Origin of the sequence: Xenorhabdus poinarii G6 (assembly GCF_000968175.1) — a bacterium.
GTDB lineage: Bacteria > Pseudomonadota > Gammaproteobacteria > Enterobacterales > Enterobacteriaceae > Xenorhabdus > Xenorhabdus poinarii.
The window spans coordinates 2,751,369-2,766,510 of sequence record NZ_FO704551.1 but is presented as its reverse complement, the minus strand read 5'-3'; the positions used below and the strand labels follow the sequence as shown (position 1 = coordinate 2,766,510).

Sequence of the window (15,142 nt, the reverse complement as noted above, 5' to 3'; positions counted from 1 at the left end):
GATTTCTCACCTGCATTTGTTTTTCCTGCAAGCATTTAATGTGATTGATTTCACAATAAAATGATTTCAGTTGCAATCTTCATACATTTAGCGTGATTTTAAGCACAAATTGGTGTTCATTTACATGTTCAAATGATGGTGTGTAAAAAAAATTATAGCGCGGAGAGAGGGAACTCTGTTGTTGTCGTGGCTCATGGCTGTAGCAACATCTTCAAGGAACCAAGTCCGCTCACCAACAAATGAACGAGTTTGTGATTAAGATATAATGATTAAAGATTAATCACCTTCAAAAATCATCGTTCATGCAAAATAATCGTACAAAAGAATGAGTGAACTGATTCAGTCACGATAATCATACCGTTGGAGAGTTTTATGACCGATTTAACCGCTGCCGCTCAGCATGCGCTGAGTTTGATGGATTTAACGACACTGAATGATGACGATACAGATGAGACGGTAACCGCACTTTGTCGTCAGGCAAACAGCCCCGCAGGGCATACCGCCGCGATCTGTATTTACCCACGTTTTATTCCACTGGCACGTAAGGTATTACGTGAACAGGGAACGCCCGATATCCGCATTGCCACCGTAACCAACTTTCCGCATGGTAATGATGATATCGAGATTGCGCTGGCTGAAACTCGGGCAGCTATCGCTTATGGTGCTGATGAAGTGGATGTTGTTTTCCCTTATCGCGCTTTGATGGCGGGTGATGAGCAAGTTGGCTTTGATTTGGTTCACGCTTGTCAGGCGGTCTGTGCTGAATCTGGCGTCTGGCTGAAAGTCATTATTGAAACGGGTGAATTAAAAGAAGCCGCGTTGATCCGCAAAGCCGCTGAAATTTCCATTAAAGCGGGTGCTGATTTTATTAAAACCTCAACCGGTAAAGTGCCTGTTAATGCCACCCTGGAAAGTGCTGAAATTATGCTGAACGTCATTCGAGATATGAACGTAGGCAATCGCGTGGGTTTTAAACCCGCAGGCGGGGTACGTACCGCCGAAGAAGCAACACAATATCTGGCGCTGGCAGAGCGTATTATGGGAGAACAATGGATTAATGCCCGTCATTTCCGTTTTGGTGCATCCAGTTTGTTGAACAGCTTGCTGACGACACTGGGGTATCAGGGACAAAAACAGAGTAACGGTTATTGAGCACACTAATTATGCGTTGAATGTACGCTAAGATAGTGGGCATGACTGCCATTCTTTTCAGATAATCATGATTGGGAGGTAGCTTTGTTTCTGGCACAGGAAATTATCCGCAAAAAACGTGATGGTCACCCTTTGAATGAAGAGGAAATCCGCTTCTTTATTAACGGAGTTCGTGATAATACGGTTTCCGAAGGGCAGATAGCAGCACTGGCGATGACTATCTATTTCCATGATATGACAATGGAAGAGCGCGTTGCACTGACATTGGCAATGCGTGATTCTGGTACGGTTTTAGCGTGGAAGGCACTAAATTTACCCGGCCCGGTTGTCGATAAGCACTCAACAGGGGGGGTGGGGGATGTCACCTCTTTGATGCTGGGCCCAATGGTGGCTGCTTGTGGGGGATATGTGCCAATGATATCGGGACGTGGCCTGGGGCATACCGGGGGCACGTTGGATAAATTGGAATCTATTCCCGGTTTTGACATTTTTCCCGATGAGCACCGTTTCCGGGACATTATTCGTGACGTGGGGGTTGCCATTATAGGGCAGACCCGCGCGTTAGCACCGGCAGATAAACGTTTTTATGCAACCCGTGATATTACGGCGACAGTTGACTCCATCCCTTTAATTACCGCCTCTATTTTGAGTAAAAAGTTGGCTGAAGGGCTGGATGCTTTGGTCATGGATGTGAAAGTGGGTTCTGGCGCATTGATGCCCACCTACGAACAATCAGAAAAGCTGGCTGAATCGCTCGTTGAAGTCGCCAATGGTGCAGGGTGCAAAACCAGCGCACTATTGACAGATATGAATCAAGTGTTGGCATCCAGCGCAGGGAATGCATTGGAAGTTCGTGAAGCGGTTCAATTTTTGACGGGGGAATACCGGAATCCTCGTTTATTCGACGTCACGATGGCGTTGTCTGCTGAAATGCTGGTTTCGGGCAATTTAGCCCGTGATCGTGATGATGCACGCCGTAAGTTACAGGCCGTACTAGACAATGGCAGCGCCGCAGAAACATTGGGTCGTATGGTCGCCGCGCAAAAAGGACCGACGGATTTTGTTGACCATTACGACCGTTACTTGCCGACCGCCGCCGTGATCAGGCCGGTACTGGCCGGACAGCGATTTGCTGAGCAGGTCACAGAAGGCCAAAGTGGTATCATTGCCGAAATGAATACCCGATCGTTGGGCATGTCGGTTGTTGCATTGGGGGGCGGGCGTCGTAAGGCGGCTGACCCGATTAATTACAGTGTGGGGCTCAGTGAGATCGTTGCCCTGGGCACAGAAGTGACGGCGGATACACCGTTGGCCATGCTCCACGCTAACAGTGAACATGATTGGCATGAAGCCGCAGAAACCGTCCGTAATGCCTTTGTTTTTAAAGACATTGCGTTTAATGAGACAGAAACACAAGCCACCACACCCATGATTTATCGTCATATCATTGGATAAATCAGGCAAGAATTGAAAATCGATTTTAATAGCGGGCAATTTCCGCATGAATAGCGTGAATTGACGCAGGAGAAAATAATGAAACGTACATTCATCATGGTATTGGATTCCTTTGGTATCGGCGCAAGTGCGGATGCGGAAAAGTTTGGTGATAAGGGATCTAACACGTTAGGGCATATTGCAGAATGGTGTGCCCGTGGTGAGGCTGATATCGGCCGTCAAGGGCCACTGCATTTGCCAAACCTAAGCCGCCTGGGATTGGGTAAGGCCGCGGAAGAATCTTGTGGAACTTTTCCGATTGGTTTGGATAACGATGCCGAAATTATTGGCGCTTATGGTTACGCGAGTGAACTTTCTTCTGGTAAAGACACGCCGTCAGGCCATTGGGAAATTGCCGGTGTTCCAGTTTTGTTTGACTGGGGCTATTTCCACGATGAAGAAAACAGCTTCCCACAAGCGTTGCTGGATAAACTGGTCGAACGCGCTAATTTGCCGGGTTATCTGGGGAACTGTCACTCTTCAGGCACCGTGATCCTGGATAAACTGGGTGAAGAACATATGAAAACTGGTAAACCGATTTTCTACACCTCGGCGGATTCCGTTTTCCAGATTGCCTGCCATGAAGAGACATTTGGCCTGGATCGCTTGTATGAACTGTGTGAAATTGCCCGTGAAGAGTTGAATCTTGGTGAATATAACATTGGTCGCGTGATTGCCCGTCCATTTGTGGGTGACAAAGTCGGTCATTTCCAGCGTACTGGCAACCGCCATGACCTGGCTGTTGAGCCACCGGCGCCCACTATTCTGAAAAAATTAGTTGATGAAAAGCAGGGGGAAGTTGTTTCCATTGGTAAGATTGCCGATATTTACGCGAATGTCGGGATCACCAAAAAGGTCAAGGCCACGGGCATTGATGCGCTGTTTGATGCTTCACTGGCTGAAATGGCGCAGGCGGGAGATAACACCATCGTATTTACCAATTTCGTTGATTTTGATTCTTCTTACGGTCACCGTCGTGATGTGGCGGGTTACGCGGCAGCACTCGAGTTGTTTGACCGCCGTTTGCCCGAAATGCTGAAATTAGTGAAAGAAGACGACATCCTGATCTTAACGGCTGATCATGGTTGTGACCCAACCTGGGCGGGTTCTGATCATACCCGTGAGCATATCCCGGTGCTGGTTTACGGGGAGAAAATTAAGCCGGGTTCATTGGGGCATCGTGAAACGTTCGCCGATATTGGTCAGACTGTTGCAAAATACTTCGGTCTGACACCGATGGAGCACGGTAAGGTAATGTTTTAATATTTGGTGGAGACACATGAGTCTCCACATTCTCACCTATATTGATACGTAATAAAAACAAGGAAATAAACTTATGGCCACCCCACATATTAATGCTGAGATGGGCGATTTTGCTGATGTTGTTTTGATGCCAGGTGATCCACTACGTGCAAAATACATCGCAGAAACTTATCTGGAAGATGCCCGTCAGGTGAACAATGTTCGCGGTATGCTCGGTTTCACCGGGACTTATAAAGGCCGCCGCATTTCTGTTATGGGTCATGGAATGGGGATTCCATCTTGCTCTATTTACGCCAAAGAATTGATCACTGAATTTGGTGTTAAAAAAATCATCCGTATTGGTTCCTGTGGCGCAGTCAGCGAAGACGTTAAAATTCGTGATGTTGTGATTGGTATGGGCGCTTGTACTGATTCCAAAGTCAACCGCCAGCGTTTTAAAGATCACGATTTTGCAGCGATTGCTGATTTTGAGCTGGTTCGTCATGCGGTGGATGCGGCGAAAGCGAAAAATATCAACGCACGTGTTGGTAACATTTTCTCTGTTGATCTGTTTTATTCACCTGATCCTCAGATGTTCGATGTCATGGAAAAATACGGCATTCTGGGTGTTGAAATGGAAGCCGCTGGTATTTACGGTGTTGCTGCTGAATTTGGTGCAAAAGCACTGACAATTTGTACTGTTTCTGATCATATTCGTACGGGCGAACAAACCACGGCCGAAGAACGACAGACTACGTTTAATGACATGATTGAAATTGCCCTTGAGTCTATTTTGATGGGTGATAATTAAGAAAACATAACTTGTTTTCGTGCATCATTAAAAAATGATAAGCCCTTTCCAATAATGGAAGGGGCTTTTTATTTATTGGGTGAAATGGTTATTTTATTCATTAATAAATGGGTGGTTTTTTCAGGAAAATAAAACAAAGCAAAAAGCGATGCCAATTAAGATACTAAACTACTAAACATCGCTTGATATAATTCAGGGTAATAACCCAAAATAAAAAAATTATTAGTAAAATACACTACTCGCCACACGTACTTTTTGACAAAAATTCATATTTAATATGATGTTAAGGCGCATAAGTAGTTTTATCACCTGAAATTTGACTTAAGATATGTTATGTAGAATGATACCGCCGATTTGGTTTATTTTGGCCTGTTATGATTTGTGTCAAAAAACTAAATAATCATTCGTCTAAGCGTCAGAAATTAATTTCTGTGCTTTGGATTCCTTTTGACTATCAGTATTTATTTTACTATTAAAGGTCTAAGTTAATTATGAAACTCAACAAATTGGCGATGGTTTTAGGTTTAGGTGTGGCTTTAACTGCAGGTGCAGCAAATGCAGCACCTTCTCAAGGTAATGGTACAGTTAAATTCACTGGCGCTATTATCAATGCAGCTTGTTCAATCAAAAATAACAATGTTGAAGTTGATTTGGGACAAGTCAACAACGTTATTCTGAAAGACGGTGGTGAATCTGCTTCTAAGCAATTTGAGATTGAATTGCAAGATTGTGTGCTTGGTACACTTAAAGGTGTCACAACAACGTTCACTGGACCAGAAGCTGATGGTACAGTGAAAGGTCTGTTAGCGCTGGAAGGCCCAGCGGAAGGTGCGGCGATCAAGATCACTAATAACGGTAACCAGTTGATTCCTTTAGGTGAAGCGTCAGACGTCATGTCTTTACATGACGGTGATAACACCCTGCGTTTCGCTGCCCGTCTGAAAGGCCTGCAAGGCGCGGAAGGTAAAGATCCAGTTGCAGTGAAAACCGGTAACTTTACGGCTATCGCAAACTTCGCTTTAAACTACCTGTAATATTAAGCACTGACAGGTAGTTTTTATTCGTTGAATATCAGGAAACCTATCGCGATTTATATTATAAGTTTCCTGATGATACTTTAAGGGTATTTCTTGAACATCCTGCGTTAGTGAATAGCACTACGATATTCTGTAACGCGAACAGTAATATTGATATAAATCAATATTACTGACAATTAGGTAAACAGCAGTGCTATTAACCAAATGGTTTCTGTAGAGGTAAATTGAAATACCCTTTTTTGTTTATTTAGTCTACGGTGTTCTCTATTGGCTGTATTAGGAAAATAACAAATTTTGCCGTTCAAAAATCATGTTTAATGGCATATCGATGGTGACAATGTTTTCTTTATTCCCCGCAGTATGGTAAAGCCAGTAAATCGTAAAACAGAGAACGTAACTATTACGGATGCAGGATATGTGGCGACCTCTGCAAACCCAGTATCGGTCACAGTACTCAATTTAGAACGATGAATTTTAATGATGCCATGTATTTGGTGATAACCCCGACACACTGACAGACTTGGCAGTATCAAACAGCAGCTAAATTCAAATTGGATTGTTAACGATTCATTGTTTAGAGGATGCTATGGCTTTGTTTTCAGATTCTATGAATCATGATTTTTCACCTATTAATAAAAGAATAACCAGTAATAGAAAAGATATTTTTAATAAAAAAATTGGGGTGAGTAAAAAGAAGATAGTTAATCAAAAGAAGATAGCTAGTCAGGCAAAAACAGAATACTTCGCTTCCGGAATTACCCCCTTTGCTGCGTTGGTATTGTTGATTCTCTCTGGTATTCAGGTCGGCTATGCCAGACCACCGCTTGAGTTCAATACTGACGCTTTGGATATTAGTGAACGTGCCAATATTGATTTGGATAAGTTCGCCCGGGCAGGTTATATCATGCCGGGCAACTACATCATGGCTGTCCGGGTGAATCAAAACGAATTGCTGGAGATGCATTCTGTTGATTTCACTACGCTCGCGGATGATCCAGAAGGCAGTGAAGCCTGTGTATCTCCCGAAATAGTGAAGCAAATCGATTTGAAACAGGAATGGCTGGAAAAATTAGGTTGGCGGAATGAGGGAAAATGCCTTGATCTCAATACGTTGCCCGGTATGTCAGCCCGAGGTGATTTGGCCACTTATAGCCTGTATTTAATCGTCCCGAAAATCTATCTGGAATATGACTTACCGGATTGGGATCCGCCTTCTCGTTGGGATAATGGAATTCCCGGATTGCTGTTTGACTATAACCTGAATGCACAAAACACCAAACCTGCTCACGGTAACAGTAATCAGCAGATAAGTGCGAACGGAACAGCGGGGATGAATGCAGGTGCGTGGCGTTTTCGGGCTGATTGGCAGGCCAGATATCACCGTTCGAAAGATAAGCAGGGTGATCAGTTTGGCCATGTGAGTGAGAGAGAGCGTGAGTGGGACTGGAGCCGTTACTACATGTATCGGGTGTTGCCTCGCCTGGAAGCAAAACTGTCCTTGGGTGAGGATTACCTCAACTCCAACATTTTCGATAGCTTTCGTTACACGGGCGTCAGTTTAATCACTGATGAAAATATGTTACCACCGAATTTACGGGGATATGCGCCCGAAGTGACAGGGGTTGCACGTACCAATGCTAAGGTCACGGTGAAACAACAGGGCAGAGTACTCTATGAAACCCAAGTGGCGTCTGGTCCGTTCCGTATTCAGGATCTCAGTGATGCGGTATCAGGCACATTGGATGTCAGAGTGGAAGAGCAAGACGGTAGTGTACAGGAATTTCAGGTCAATACAGCGACGATCCCTTATCTGACTCGCCCGGGGCGGGTGCAGTATAAAATTGTGGGCGGTCAATCGACTAATGATAAGCATCGTCGGGAAGGACCCGCGTTTGGTATGGGGGAATTTTCCTGGGGTATCAATAACGGTTGGTCATTGTATGGTGGTCTTCTGGCTGCCGGAGACTATAACGCCCTGTCATTGGGGATTGGTCGTGACCTGATGATGTTTGGCTCCCTGTCATTTGATGCGACGGAATCCAGGGCAAGATTACCGAAAGAGCGCGAGACGCTGACGGGAGGATCTTATCGTCTGAGTTATTCGAAACGTTTTGATCAATACAATAGCCAGGTGACATTCGCCGGATATCGTTTCTCTGAGCGTAATTTCATGAATATGGGGCAGTATATTAATCGTCGTTATCGTGATCTTTCTTCCGATAGCGGCAAAGAACTATACACCATTATTTTCAATAAACAGTTTAGTGATATTGGTTTGAGTGCCCACCTTAATTATAGCCACCAGACTTATTGGAATCGTCCAACAAATGATCGCTATAACATTTCATTATCCAAATACGTCGATATTGGGCGTTATAAAAATATCAGTGTGAATCTTTCTGCTTACCGCAATAATTTTGACAATAAAAAAGATGATGGCATGTACCTGAACCTTTCTATTCCGTGGGGAGAAAGTGGCACGTTCAGCTACAACGGTATGGTAAATCGTCAGGGCAACGCTCATCGGGTAGGGTATTTTAACCGTATCGATGATCGTAATAATTATCGTATTTCAGCAGGAACCAGCATGGGTGGCAGAGCATTGGCAGATGCTTATTACACTCACTATGGCGATAAGGCGTTGTTGAATGCCAGTGCCAGTTATCAGGATGGTATCAATACAACGGTTGCCCTTGGTTTGCAGGGAGGAGTGACGGTCACAGCACATGGCGCGGCTCTGCACCGTATCAATCAGCCGGGCGCGACTCGTTTGATGGTCGATACCGAAGGCGTTAGTAACGTTCCGGTCCGTGGATTTGGCTCGGCAGTGCATACTAACTACTTTGGTAAGGCGGTGCTGGTTGATGTGAACAACTACTTCCGTAATAAGGCAAATGTTGATTTAGATAATTTGCCGGATGATGTAGAGGCATTACGTTCTGTCCAGCAGGCAACATTGACGGAAGGGGCGATTGGTTATCGTCAATTCCAGGTGATGTCAGGGATCAAGGCGATGACCCTTATTCGTCTGCCTGACGGTTCATTCCCGCCTTTTGGTGCTTCTGTTGTGAATGCTGCTCAGCGGGAGATCGGGATTATCAGTGATGAGGGATATGCTTACCTCAGCGGCATGAATCAGGGGGAAAAAGTACAGGTACATTGGGATGGGGAGGCGCAGTGTGAAATCACTGTGCCAGATGATATTTCTGCGAAATCTTTCACTACAACATTATTGTCTTGTCAGTTTTTAACAGGGAAAGCTAAATAAAATGTAATAAAACAGCCCATGAAATCTGTTTTAAACAGCGTATTATATTGTTTTGTTTATGTGAAATTTTGACGTAAAAACAGAGACATTGTTGAGCGTAGTAAGATAAACCTGAACTTTTTTGAGTATGAGCAAAGAACATTATGAAACTGAAAAAAATTCTAATGATAACGGCGATAACGGTCAGCAGCTTGATGTCAGTTCATCAGGCCATGGCAGCCATCGCGTTGGATCGTACCCGGGTCATTTTTAATGAGGATATGAAATCCGTTAGTCTTAACGTGGAAAATCAACATCTTGATTTGCCTTATCTGGCTCAGTCATGGATCGAAGATGAGAATGGCAATAAGATCAATAGCCCGATTGTGGTTGTGCCGCCGGTACAACGTATTGAAGCTGGAGCAAAAAGTCAGGTTAAGCTCCAGACATTACCCGCCATTGCTCAATTGCCGCAAGATCGGGAGAGTGTGTTCTATTTCAACATTCGTGAAATTCCGCCACGCAGTGACAAGCCAAATGTATTGCAATTGGCTTTGCAGACTCGTATCAAATTGTTCTACCGCCCGAAAGCGGTCATTGCACGCCGTATAGATCTTGATAATCCTTGGCAGGAAAAACTCACCTTAACCCGCCAGGAAAATCACTATGTCGTCAATAACCCGACACCTTATTACATCACTATTTCAGAAGCATCAAACAAGATAGGAGGGAATAGTGTGGTGGGATTTAAACCCCTGATGTTAGCGCCCAAAAGCAGCGAAACACTAGGTGGAACAATTAATGCACTGGGGAATACACCGGTACTGACTTATGTCAATGATTATGGTGGACATCCACAGTTAACATTCAAATGTGGTGGCAATACCTGCACGGTGTCAGAAGCCGTCGCTGAAAATAACTGATTGGGTTATGTCAGTGATATCCCATCAATCATAATATTGACGGGATATCGACGCATAACTGGCTGGAATAGGATGAGTTTTTCGTCAATGAGCGGATAAAAGTAGAGTAAATGATAATGGGTTCATTAAGCATTAAATTATCCAAATATGTCTTGCCAGTACTGTTTCTTTTTGGCATTAGCGGCCAGCAAAAGGCAGAGGCAAAAGATACACTGCGTCAAAACGTCAAAATTTCGCTAACGGTACTTGCTCCGGCTTGTTCAATTAAGACAGACGATCTCAATTTAGAAATTAATTTTAGAGAAATTATTAACCGTGATTTTTACTATAAACCACGTGCCGGTGATTATAAATTTAATCTGCATTTAGAAAATTGTGATCCTCGTATCACAAAGCGACTGAAAATTAAATTCTTAGGACAAACCAGCCAAGAATCACCTGATTTATTAGCCGTGAGATCTGATGGTCAAGTGAGTGGAATTGCTATTGGAATAGAAAAAACTGATGGCACGTTAATGCCTTTCAATAAAATCAGCGAATTCCCATTATTAGAAAATAGCAGAGAAAACGTGATCCCACTCCGGGCATTTGTACAAGCTGAACCGAGTGCGATTAAAGGAAAAACAATTGGTGCGGGTTATTTTACGGCAATCGCAAATTTTGAAGTTAGTTATGACTAGTCATGCTGATTAACTTTTCATTCACGCTTTTGTAATCAGAATCAGAGGCTATTTGGAAAATAAGTTATGTACCATATTAAAAAAACGTTATTGAAGCTAGCAGCCTTATTTATTTTAGTCAGTACCGCCCATGCTTATGCGGGTGCTTATGTCATGCCGGTGAATATGGAAGTCGTATATGGTCAAGCTCGTGCGACCCTGGAGATTATTGCCTGGACAGAAGAAGAAGGGATTCCTAATCCCTGCTATGGAAACGAACAATGCTATGTGGGGCCTGATGTTAATTATCGAAATGGTTATCCGCCCGGTATGTACGGTTCCTGTCATGATTCAAGAGTATGCCTGGAAAATGCGCATTTATATCCGACAACTGCCGATGTCATGAGAGCATATAAAAGACAGTTTGGTGTCCCTATACGGGTTTCATTTCCCATTATTAGTACAGAGGCCGACTGCGTCGGTTTATTTTACTCCGAAAAGCTGAATCCGGAATATGGGGATGCACAACAATTCCCGGATTCAACCTGTAACAAAACGCCTCCTCCAAATCAAAATTGCAAACTCAATCTTCCCTCTGAAATCGCCTATGGGGAATTAATTGCGAGAGAGGTGAATAATCAAACACGCACAATTACAGGCCAATTCTCATGTGCTGTTTATAGCGACCAAATAATGCTGCTTGCCAGATCAATTAATAATGAAGAGAGAGTGTATCTCGATTCTGACAGACAAATATATTCAACATTACACATTAATGGAAAAAATGCGGAAAATGGTGTGAATATCACTGCGCCGGGAAATAATATTCCCGTTTCTTTCAACCTCAAATCAGTACTACATACCATAACGCTACCCAAACCCGGTCAATACGAAGGTACTGCAGTCGTTTTTTTAACTTATCTATAAAGTGAGAATAGAGATATTATGCAAGTCAGTATGCTGGTAGGAAAAAGAATCCAAATGAAAAGAAAAGAAATTGGTGTGACTGCCGTAGAGCTGGCAGACCGAATTGGAGTAAGCCATCAGCAATTGTCACGCTATGAGCGGGGAACAAATAGGATCAGTCTGGAGCATTTGGTCGCTATTTCTATCGCCCTGAAGACGCCGGTGGATTGGTTTTTGGTGGACTGTTTTACGCCCCCTAAGGTTAATATGAATAATCAGTATGCTTGTGTCGCGGAAACGGTATTGGGCCTGTAACGACCTCATAAAAACGGCCTCCTTATTCGTTGAATATCCAACGTTGGGGAGGCCGTTTTTTTAGAAGGATATTGTCAAAAATGACGTTATCCTATCAGTGAGTGTGATAATCTTTTTACTGTCTGGCAATTTTGGCATGCATTTCTTGAACCGAAATGACCTGCTCAGTTGGATCAGCGCTGAGTGCCATCGTGGTTGCGAAACCGCCATTCAGGGTCGTGTCATAATGCACTTTATATTGCAGTGCGCTACGGCGTAGCAGTTTTGAATCTTCAATGGCTTGACGGCCTTCGGTGGTATTGACGATATAGTCATATTCACCATTTTTGATCCTGTCTTGAATGTGCGGACGCCCTTCATGAACTTTATTGACCAAACGTGGGTTGATGCCTGCTTCACCCAAGACGACCGCAGTACCGTGTGTCGCATCTAATTCAAAGCCATGTTTGAGTAAGTTAGCGGCCAAATCGACAACACGTTCTTTATCGCCTTCACGGACAGACAGTAATGCCCGGCCTATTTTACGCATGGTGGAGTTACTGCCCAGCATCGCTTTTGAAAAAGCTTCAGCAAAGGTACGGCCAACGCCCATCACTTCCCCCGTAGAGCGCATTTCTGGCCCCAGAATGGGATCAACCCCCGGGAACTTATTGAATGGCAGTACGACTTCTTTCACGGAGTAGTAAGGCGGAATCACCTCTTCAACCGTGCCTTGCTCAAGCAGAGACTGACCGGCCATGACGCGCGCGGCTATTTTTGCCAGAGGCAGGCCAGTGGCTTTGGAAACGAAGGGAACGGTACGTGCTGCCCGTGGGTTGACTTCAATCAGGTAAACTTCGTTATTTTTCACTGCAAACTGAACGTTCATCAGGCCACGGACGCGCAGTTCAAAGGCCAGTTTTTCAACTTGCTGTCGCATAACATCCTGAATTTCTTTGCTTAGCGTATAAGCCGGCAGAGAACAGGCGGAATCACCAGAGTGGACCCCGGCTTGTTCGATATGTTCCATGATGCCACCAATCAGAACACGCTCACCATCACAGATAGCGTCTACGTCGACTTCTATCGCATCATCAAGGAAGCGATCCAACAGCACCGGCGCATCGTTGGAGACGCTGACGGCTGTCTGGAAGTAACGGCGTAAGTCAGATTCGTCGTATACAATTTCCATTGCTCGTCCACCCAGAACGTAAGAGGGACGAACGACCAGCGGATAACCAATCTCATTGCCTTTTTCAACGGCCTGTTCGATAGCCGTGACGGTGGCGTTTGCTGGCTGTTTCAGGCCAAGGCGGTTAACCGCTTGCTGGAAACGTTCACGGTCTTCTGCCCGGTCGATAGCATCAGGGCTGGTGCCGATAATCGGTACACCGGCAGCCTCCAGTTCACGAGCCAGCTTCAGGGGAGTCTGGCCGCCATACTGAACAATCACGCCTTTTGGTTGTTCAACGCGCACAATTTCCAGCACATCTTCCAGTGTGACAGGCTCAAAGTAAAGACGATCAGACGTGTCGTAATCGGTGGAAACGGTTTCCGGGTTACAGTTCACCATGATGGTTTCAAAACCATCTTCACGCAGCGCCAGAGAAGCGTGTACACAGCAGTAATCGAACTCAATGCCTTGCCCGATCCGGTTTGGACCGCCACCCAACACCATGATTTTCGGTTTATCATTGTTCGGGTTAGCTTCACATTCATCTTCATAGGTGGAGTACAGGTAAGCCGTATCTGTTGCGAATTCTGCCGCACAGGTATCAACACGCTTATAAACCGGATACAAGTTGTAATGATGGCGGAGTTTGCGGATCTCTTGACCCGAGATCCCCACCAGTTTCGCCAGATAGGCGTCAGCAAAACCTTTGCGCTTAAGGTGGCGCAGGAAATCGGCGGTCAGGCTATTTACGCCTTGTTCTGTCACGTGTTCTTCCAGACGAATGAGTTCTTCAATTTGCACCAGGAACCAGCGGTCAATATTGGTCAGATTGAAAAGCCCGTCAACGGACATGCCCGCACGGAAAGCATCCGCGATATACCAGATACGCTCAGCCCCCGCGTTTTTCAATTCACTGCGGATTTTGGTCAGAGACTGCGGATCATCCAGATTGACTTTAGGATCAAATCCGGTTACGCCGACTTCCAGACCGCGCAGGGCTTTTTGCATCGACTCCTGGAAAGTACGGCCGATGGCCATCACTTCACCAACAGACTTCATCTGAGTGGTCAGACGATCATTGCTGCCAGCAAATTTTTCAAAGTTGAAACGGGGGATTTTGGTCACAACATAATCGATGGAAGGCTCGAAAGATGCCGGCGTGCGCCCGCCCGTGATGTCATTCATCAGTTCATCAAGGGTATAGCCGACGGCCAGTTTTGCCGCGATTTTTGCGATCGGGAAGCCCGTTGCTTTGGACGCCAGCGCTGATGAACGGGATACACGCGGGTTCATTTCAATGACAATCAGGCGGCCATTTTTCGGGTTCACCGCAAACTGAACGTTTGATCCCCCGGTTTCAACACCGATTTCACGCAGTACCGCCATCGAAGCGTTACGCATGATTTGATATTCTTTATCGGTCAGTGTCTGCGCGGGGGCTACGGTGATGGAATCGCCGGTATGAATGCCCATTGGATCGAAGTTTTCAATGGAACAGACAATGATGCAGTTGTCATTTTTATCCCGCACCACTTCCATTTCATACTCTTTCCAGCCAATTAATGATTCATCGATCAGCAGTTCATTGGTGGGCGAAAGATCTAAACCACGTTCACAGATTTCTTCGAATTCTTCACGGTTATAAGCGATACCGCCACCGGTGCCGCCCATGGTAAAAGAAGGACGAATAATACAAGGGAAACCAACGTCTTCCGCGACAGCCAGCGCCTCTTCCATGGTGTGGGCAATGCCGGAACGTGCGGTATCCAGACCGATTCTTTTCATCGCTTGGTCAAAACGTTGACGATCTTCGGCTTTATCAATCGCATCGGCCGTTGCACCAATCATGGTGACGCCAAATTCTTCCAGGACACCTTGACGTTCCAGCTCCAGCGCACAGTTGAGTGCTGTTTGCCCGCCCATGGTTGGCAGGACGGCATCTGGACGTTCTTTTGCAATAATTTTACGTACGACTTCCCAATGGATTGGCTCGATATAGGTCGCATCTGCCATTTCTGGATCGGTCATGATTGTCGCTGGATTCGAGTTGACCAGAATGACACGGTAACCTTCTTCCCGCAGCGCCTTACAAGCCTGAGCACCTGAGTAGTCAAATTCACATGCCTGACCGATAACGATGGGGCCAGCACCTAAGATCAGAATACTTTTAATATCAGTACGTTTTGCCATTTTTCTTTTTCTC

The 15,142-nt window shown here is 45.2% G+C and carries 11 protein-coding genes; 10 read left to right on the top strand and 1 reads right to left on the bottom strand.

The features are described from left to right. Positions 1–372: 372 nt before the first annotated feature. The 10 genes from deoC (at position 373) to XPG1_RS12770 (ending at position 11,786) form a co-directional block, all read left to right on the top strand. A complete protein-coding gene (gene deoC, locus XPG1_RS12815) occupies positions 373–1,152 on the top strand; it encodes a deoxyribose-phosphate aldolase (protein WP_045959403.1) in 780 nt (259 codons plus the stop codon). An 84-nt stretch (positions 1,153–1,236) separates the two neighbouring features. Further along, positions 1,237–2,607, top strand: coding sequence for a thymidine phosphorylase (deoA, locus tag XPG1_RS12810; protein ID WP_045959402.1), 1,371 nt, complete (start codon positions 1,237–1,239; stop codon positions 2,605–2,607). Between the two features lie 78 nt (positions 2,608–2,685). After that, positions 2,686–3,909, top strand: a complete 1,224-nt coding sequence (gene deoB / locus XPG1_RS12805) for a phosphopentomutase (protein WP_045959401.1) — start codon at positions 2,686–2,688, stop codon at positions 3,907–3,909. Positions 3,910–3,982: 73 nt separating this feature from the next. Beyond that, entirely contained in the window at positions 3,983–4,699 is a 717-nt protein-coding gene (deoD, locus tag XPG1_RS12800; RefSeq protein ID WP_045959400.1) for a purine-nucleoside phosphorylase, read from the top strand. Positions 4,700–5,190: 491 nt separating this feature from the next. Next, complete coding sequence (locus XPG1_RS12795; RefSeq protein WP_045959399.1) at positions 5,191–5,733, top strand: fimbrial protein; 543 nt, start codon at positions 5,191–5,193, stop codon at positions 5,731–5,733. Between the two features lie 589 nt (positions 5,734–6,322). After that, complete coding sequence (locus XPG1_RS12790) at positions 6,323–9,004, top strand: outer membrane usher protein (RefSeq protein ID WP_231853020.1); 2,682 nt, start codon at positions 6,323–6,325, stop codon at positions 9,002–9,004. 143 nt (positions 9,005–9,147) lie between these two features. Next, positions 9,148–9,906 (top strand): fimbria/pilus periplasmic chaperone, encoded by a 759-nt coding sequence (locus XPG1_RS12785; RefSeq protein ID WP_045959397.1) that lies wholly within the window; start codon positions 9,148–9,150, stop codon positions 9,904–9,906. Positions 9,907–10,022: 116 nt separating this feature from the next. Then, complete coding sequence (locus XPG1_RS12780; RefSeq protein WP_045959396.1) at positions 10,023–10,586, top strand: fimbrial protein; 564 nt, start codon at positions 10,023–10,025, stop codon at positions 10,584–10,586. Between the two features lie 66 nt (positions 10,587–10,652). Next, complete coding sequence (locus XPG1_RS12775) at positions 10,653–11,492, top strand: MrpH family fimbial adhesin (RefSeq protein WP_045959395.1); 840 nt, start codon at positions 10,653–10,655, stop codon at positions 11,490–11,492. Positions 11,493–11,510: 18 nt separating this feature from the next. Then, positions 11,511–11,786, top strand: coding sequence for a helix-turn-helix domain-containing protein (locus XPG1_RS12770; protein ID WP_045959394.1), 276 nt, complete (start codon positions 11,511–11,513; stop codon positions 11,784–11,786). 115 nt (positions 11,787–11,901) lie between these two features. Here the strand turns inward: XPG1_RS12770 and carB are convergent, their stop codons facing one another. Then, a complete protein-coding gene (gene carB, locus XPG1_RS12765) occupies positions 11,902–15,129 on the bottom strand; it encodes a carbamoyl-phosphate synthase large subunit (protein ID WP_045959393.1) in 3,228 nt (1,075 codons plus the stop codon). Positions 15,130–15,142 lie beyond the last annotated feature (13 nt).

What these genes read in the sequence shown, in the direction of transcription:
- deoC (WP_045959403.1), top strand. Translation starts at nt 373, where the DNA reads ATGACCGATTTAACCGCTGCCGCTCAGCATGCGCTGAGTTTGATGGAT.
- deoD (WP_045959400.1), top strand. Translation starts at nt 3,983, where the DNA reads ATGGCCACCCCACATATTAATGCTGAGATGGGCGATTTTGCTGATGTT.
- deoB (WP_045959401.1), top strand. Translation starts at nt 2,686, where the DNA reads ATGAAACGTACATTCATCATGGTATTGGATTCCTTTGGTATCGGCGCA.
- XPG1_RS12785 (WP_045959397.1), top strand. Translation starts at nt 9,148, where the DNA reads ATGAAACTGAAAAAAATTCTAATGATAACGGCGATAACGGTCAGCAGC.
- XPG1_RS12775 (WP_045959395.1), top strand. Translation starts at nt 10,653, where the DNA reads ATGTACCATATTAAAAAAACGTTATTGAAGCTAGCAGCCTTATTTATT.
- XPG1_RS12780 (WP_045959396.1), top strand. Translation starts at nt 10,023, where the DNA reads ATGGGTTCATTAAGCATTAAATTATCCAAATATGTCTTGCCAGTACTG.
- XPG1_RS12770 (WP_045959394.1), top strand. Translation starts at nt 11,511, where the DNA reads ATGCAAGTCAGTATGCTGGTAGGAAAAAGAATCCAAATGAAAAGAAAA.
- XPG1_RS12790 (WP_231853020.1), top strand. Translation starts at nt 6,323, where the DNA reads ATGGCTTTGTTTTCAGATTCTATGAATCATGATTTTTCACCTATTAAT.
- XPG1_RS12795 (WP_045959399.1), top strand. Translation starts at nt 5,191, where the DNA reads ATGAAACTCAACAAATTGGCGATGGTTTTAGGTTTAGGTGTGGCTTTA.
- carB (WP_045959393.1), bottom strand. Translation starts at nt 15,129, where the DNA reads ATGGCAAAACGTACTGATATTAAAAGTATTCTGATCTTAGGTGCTGGC.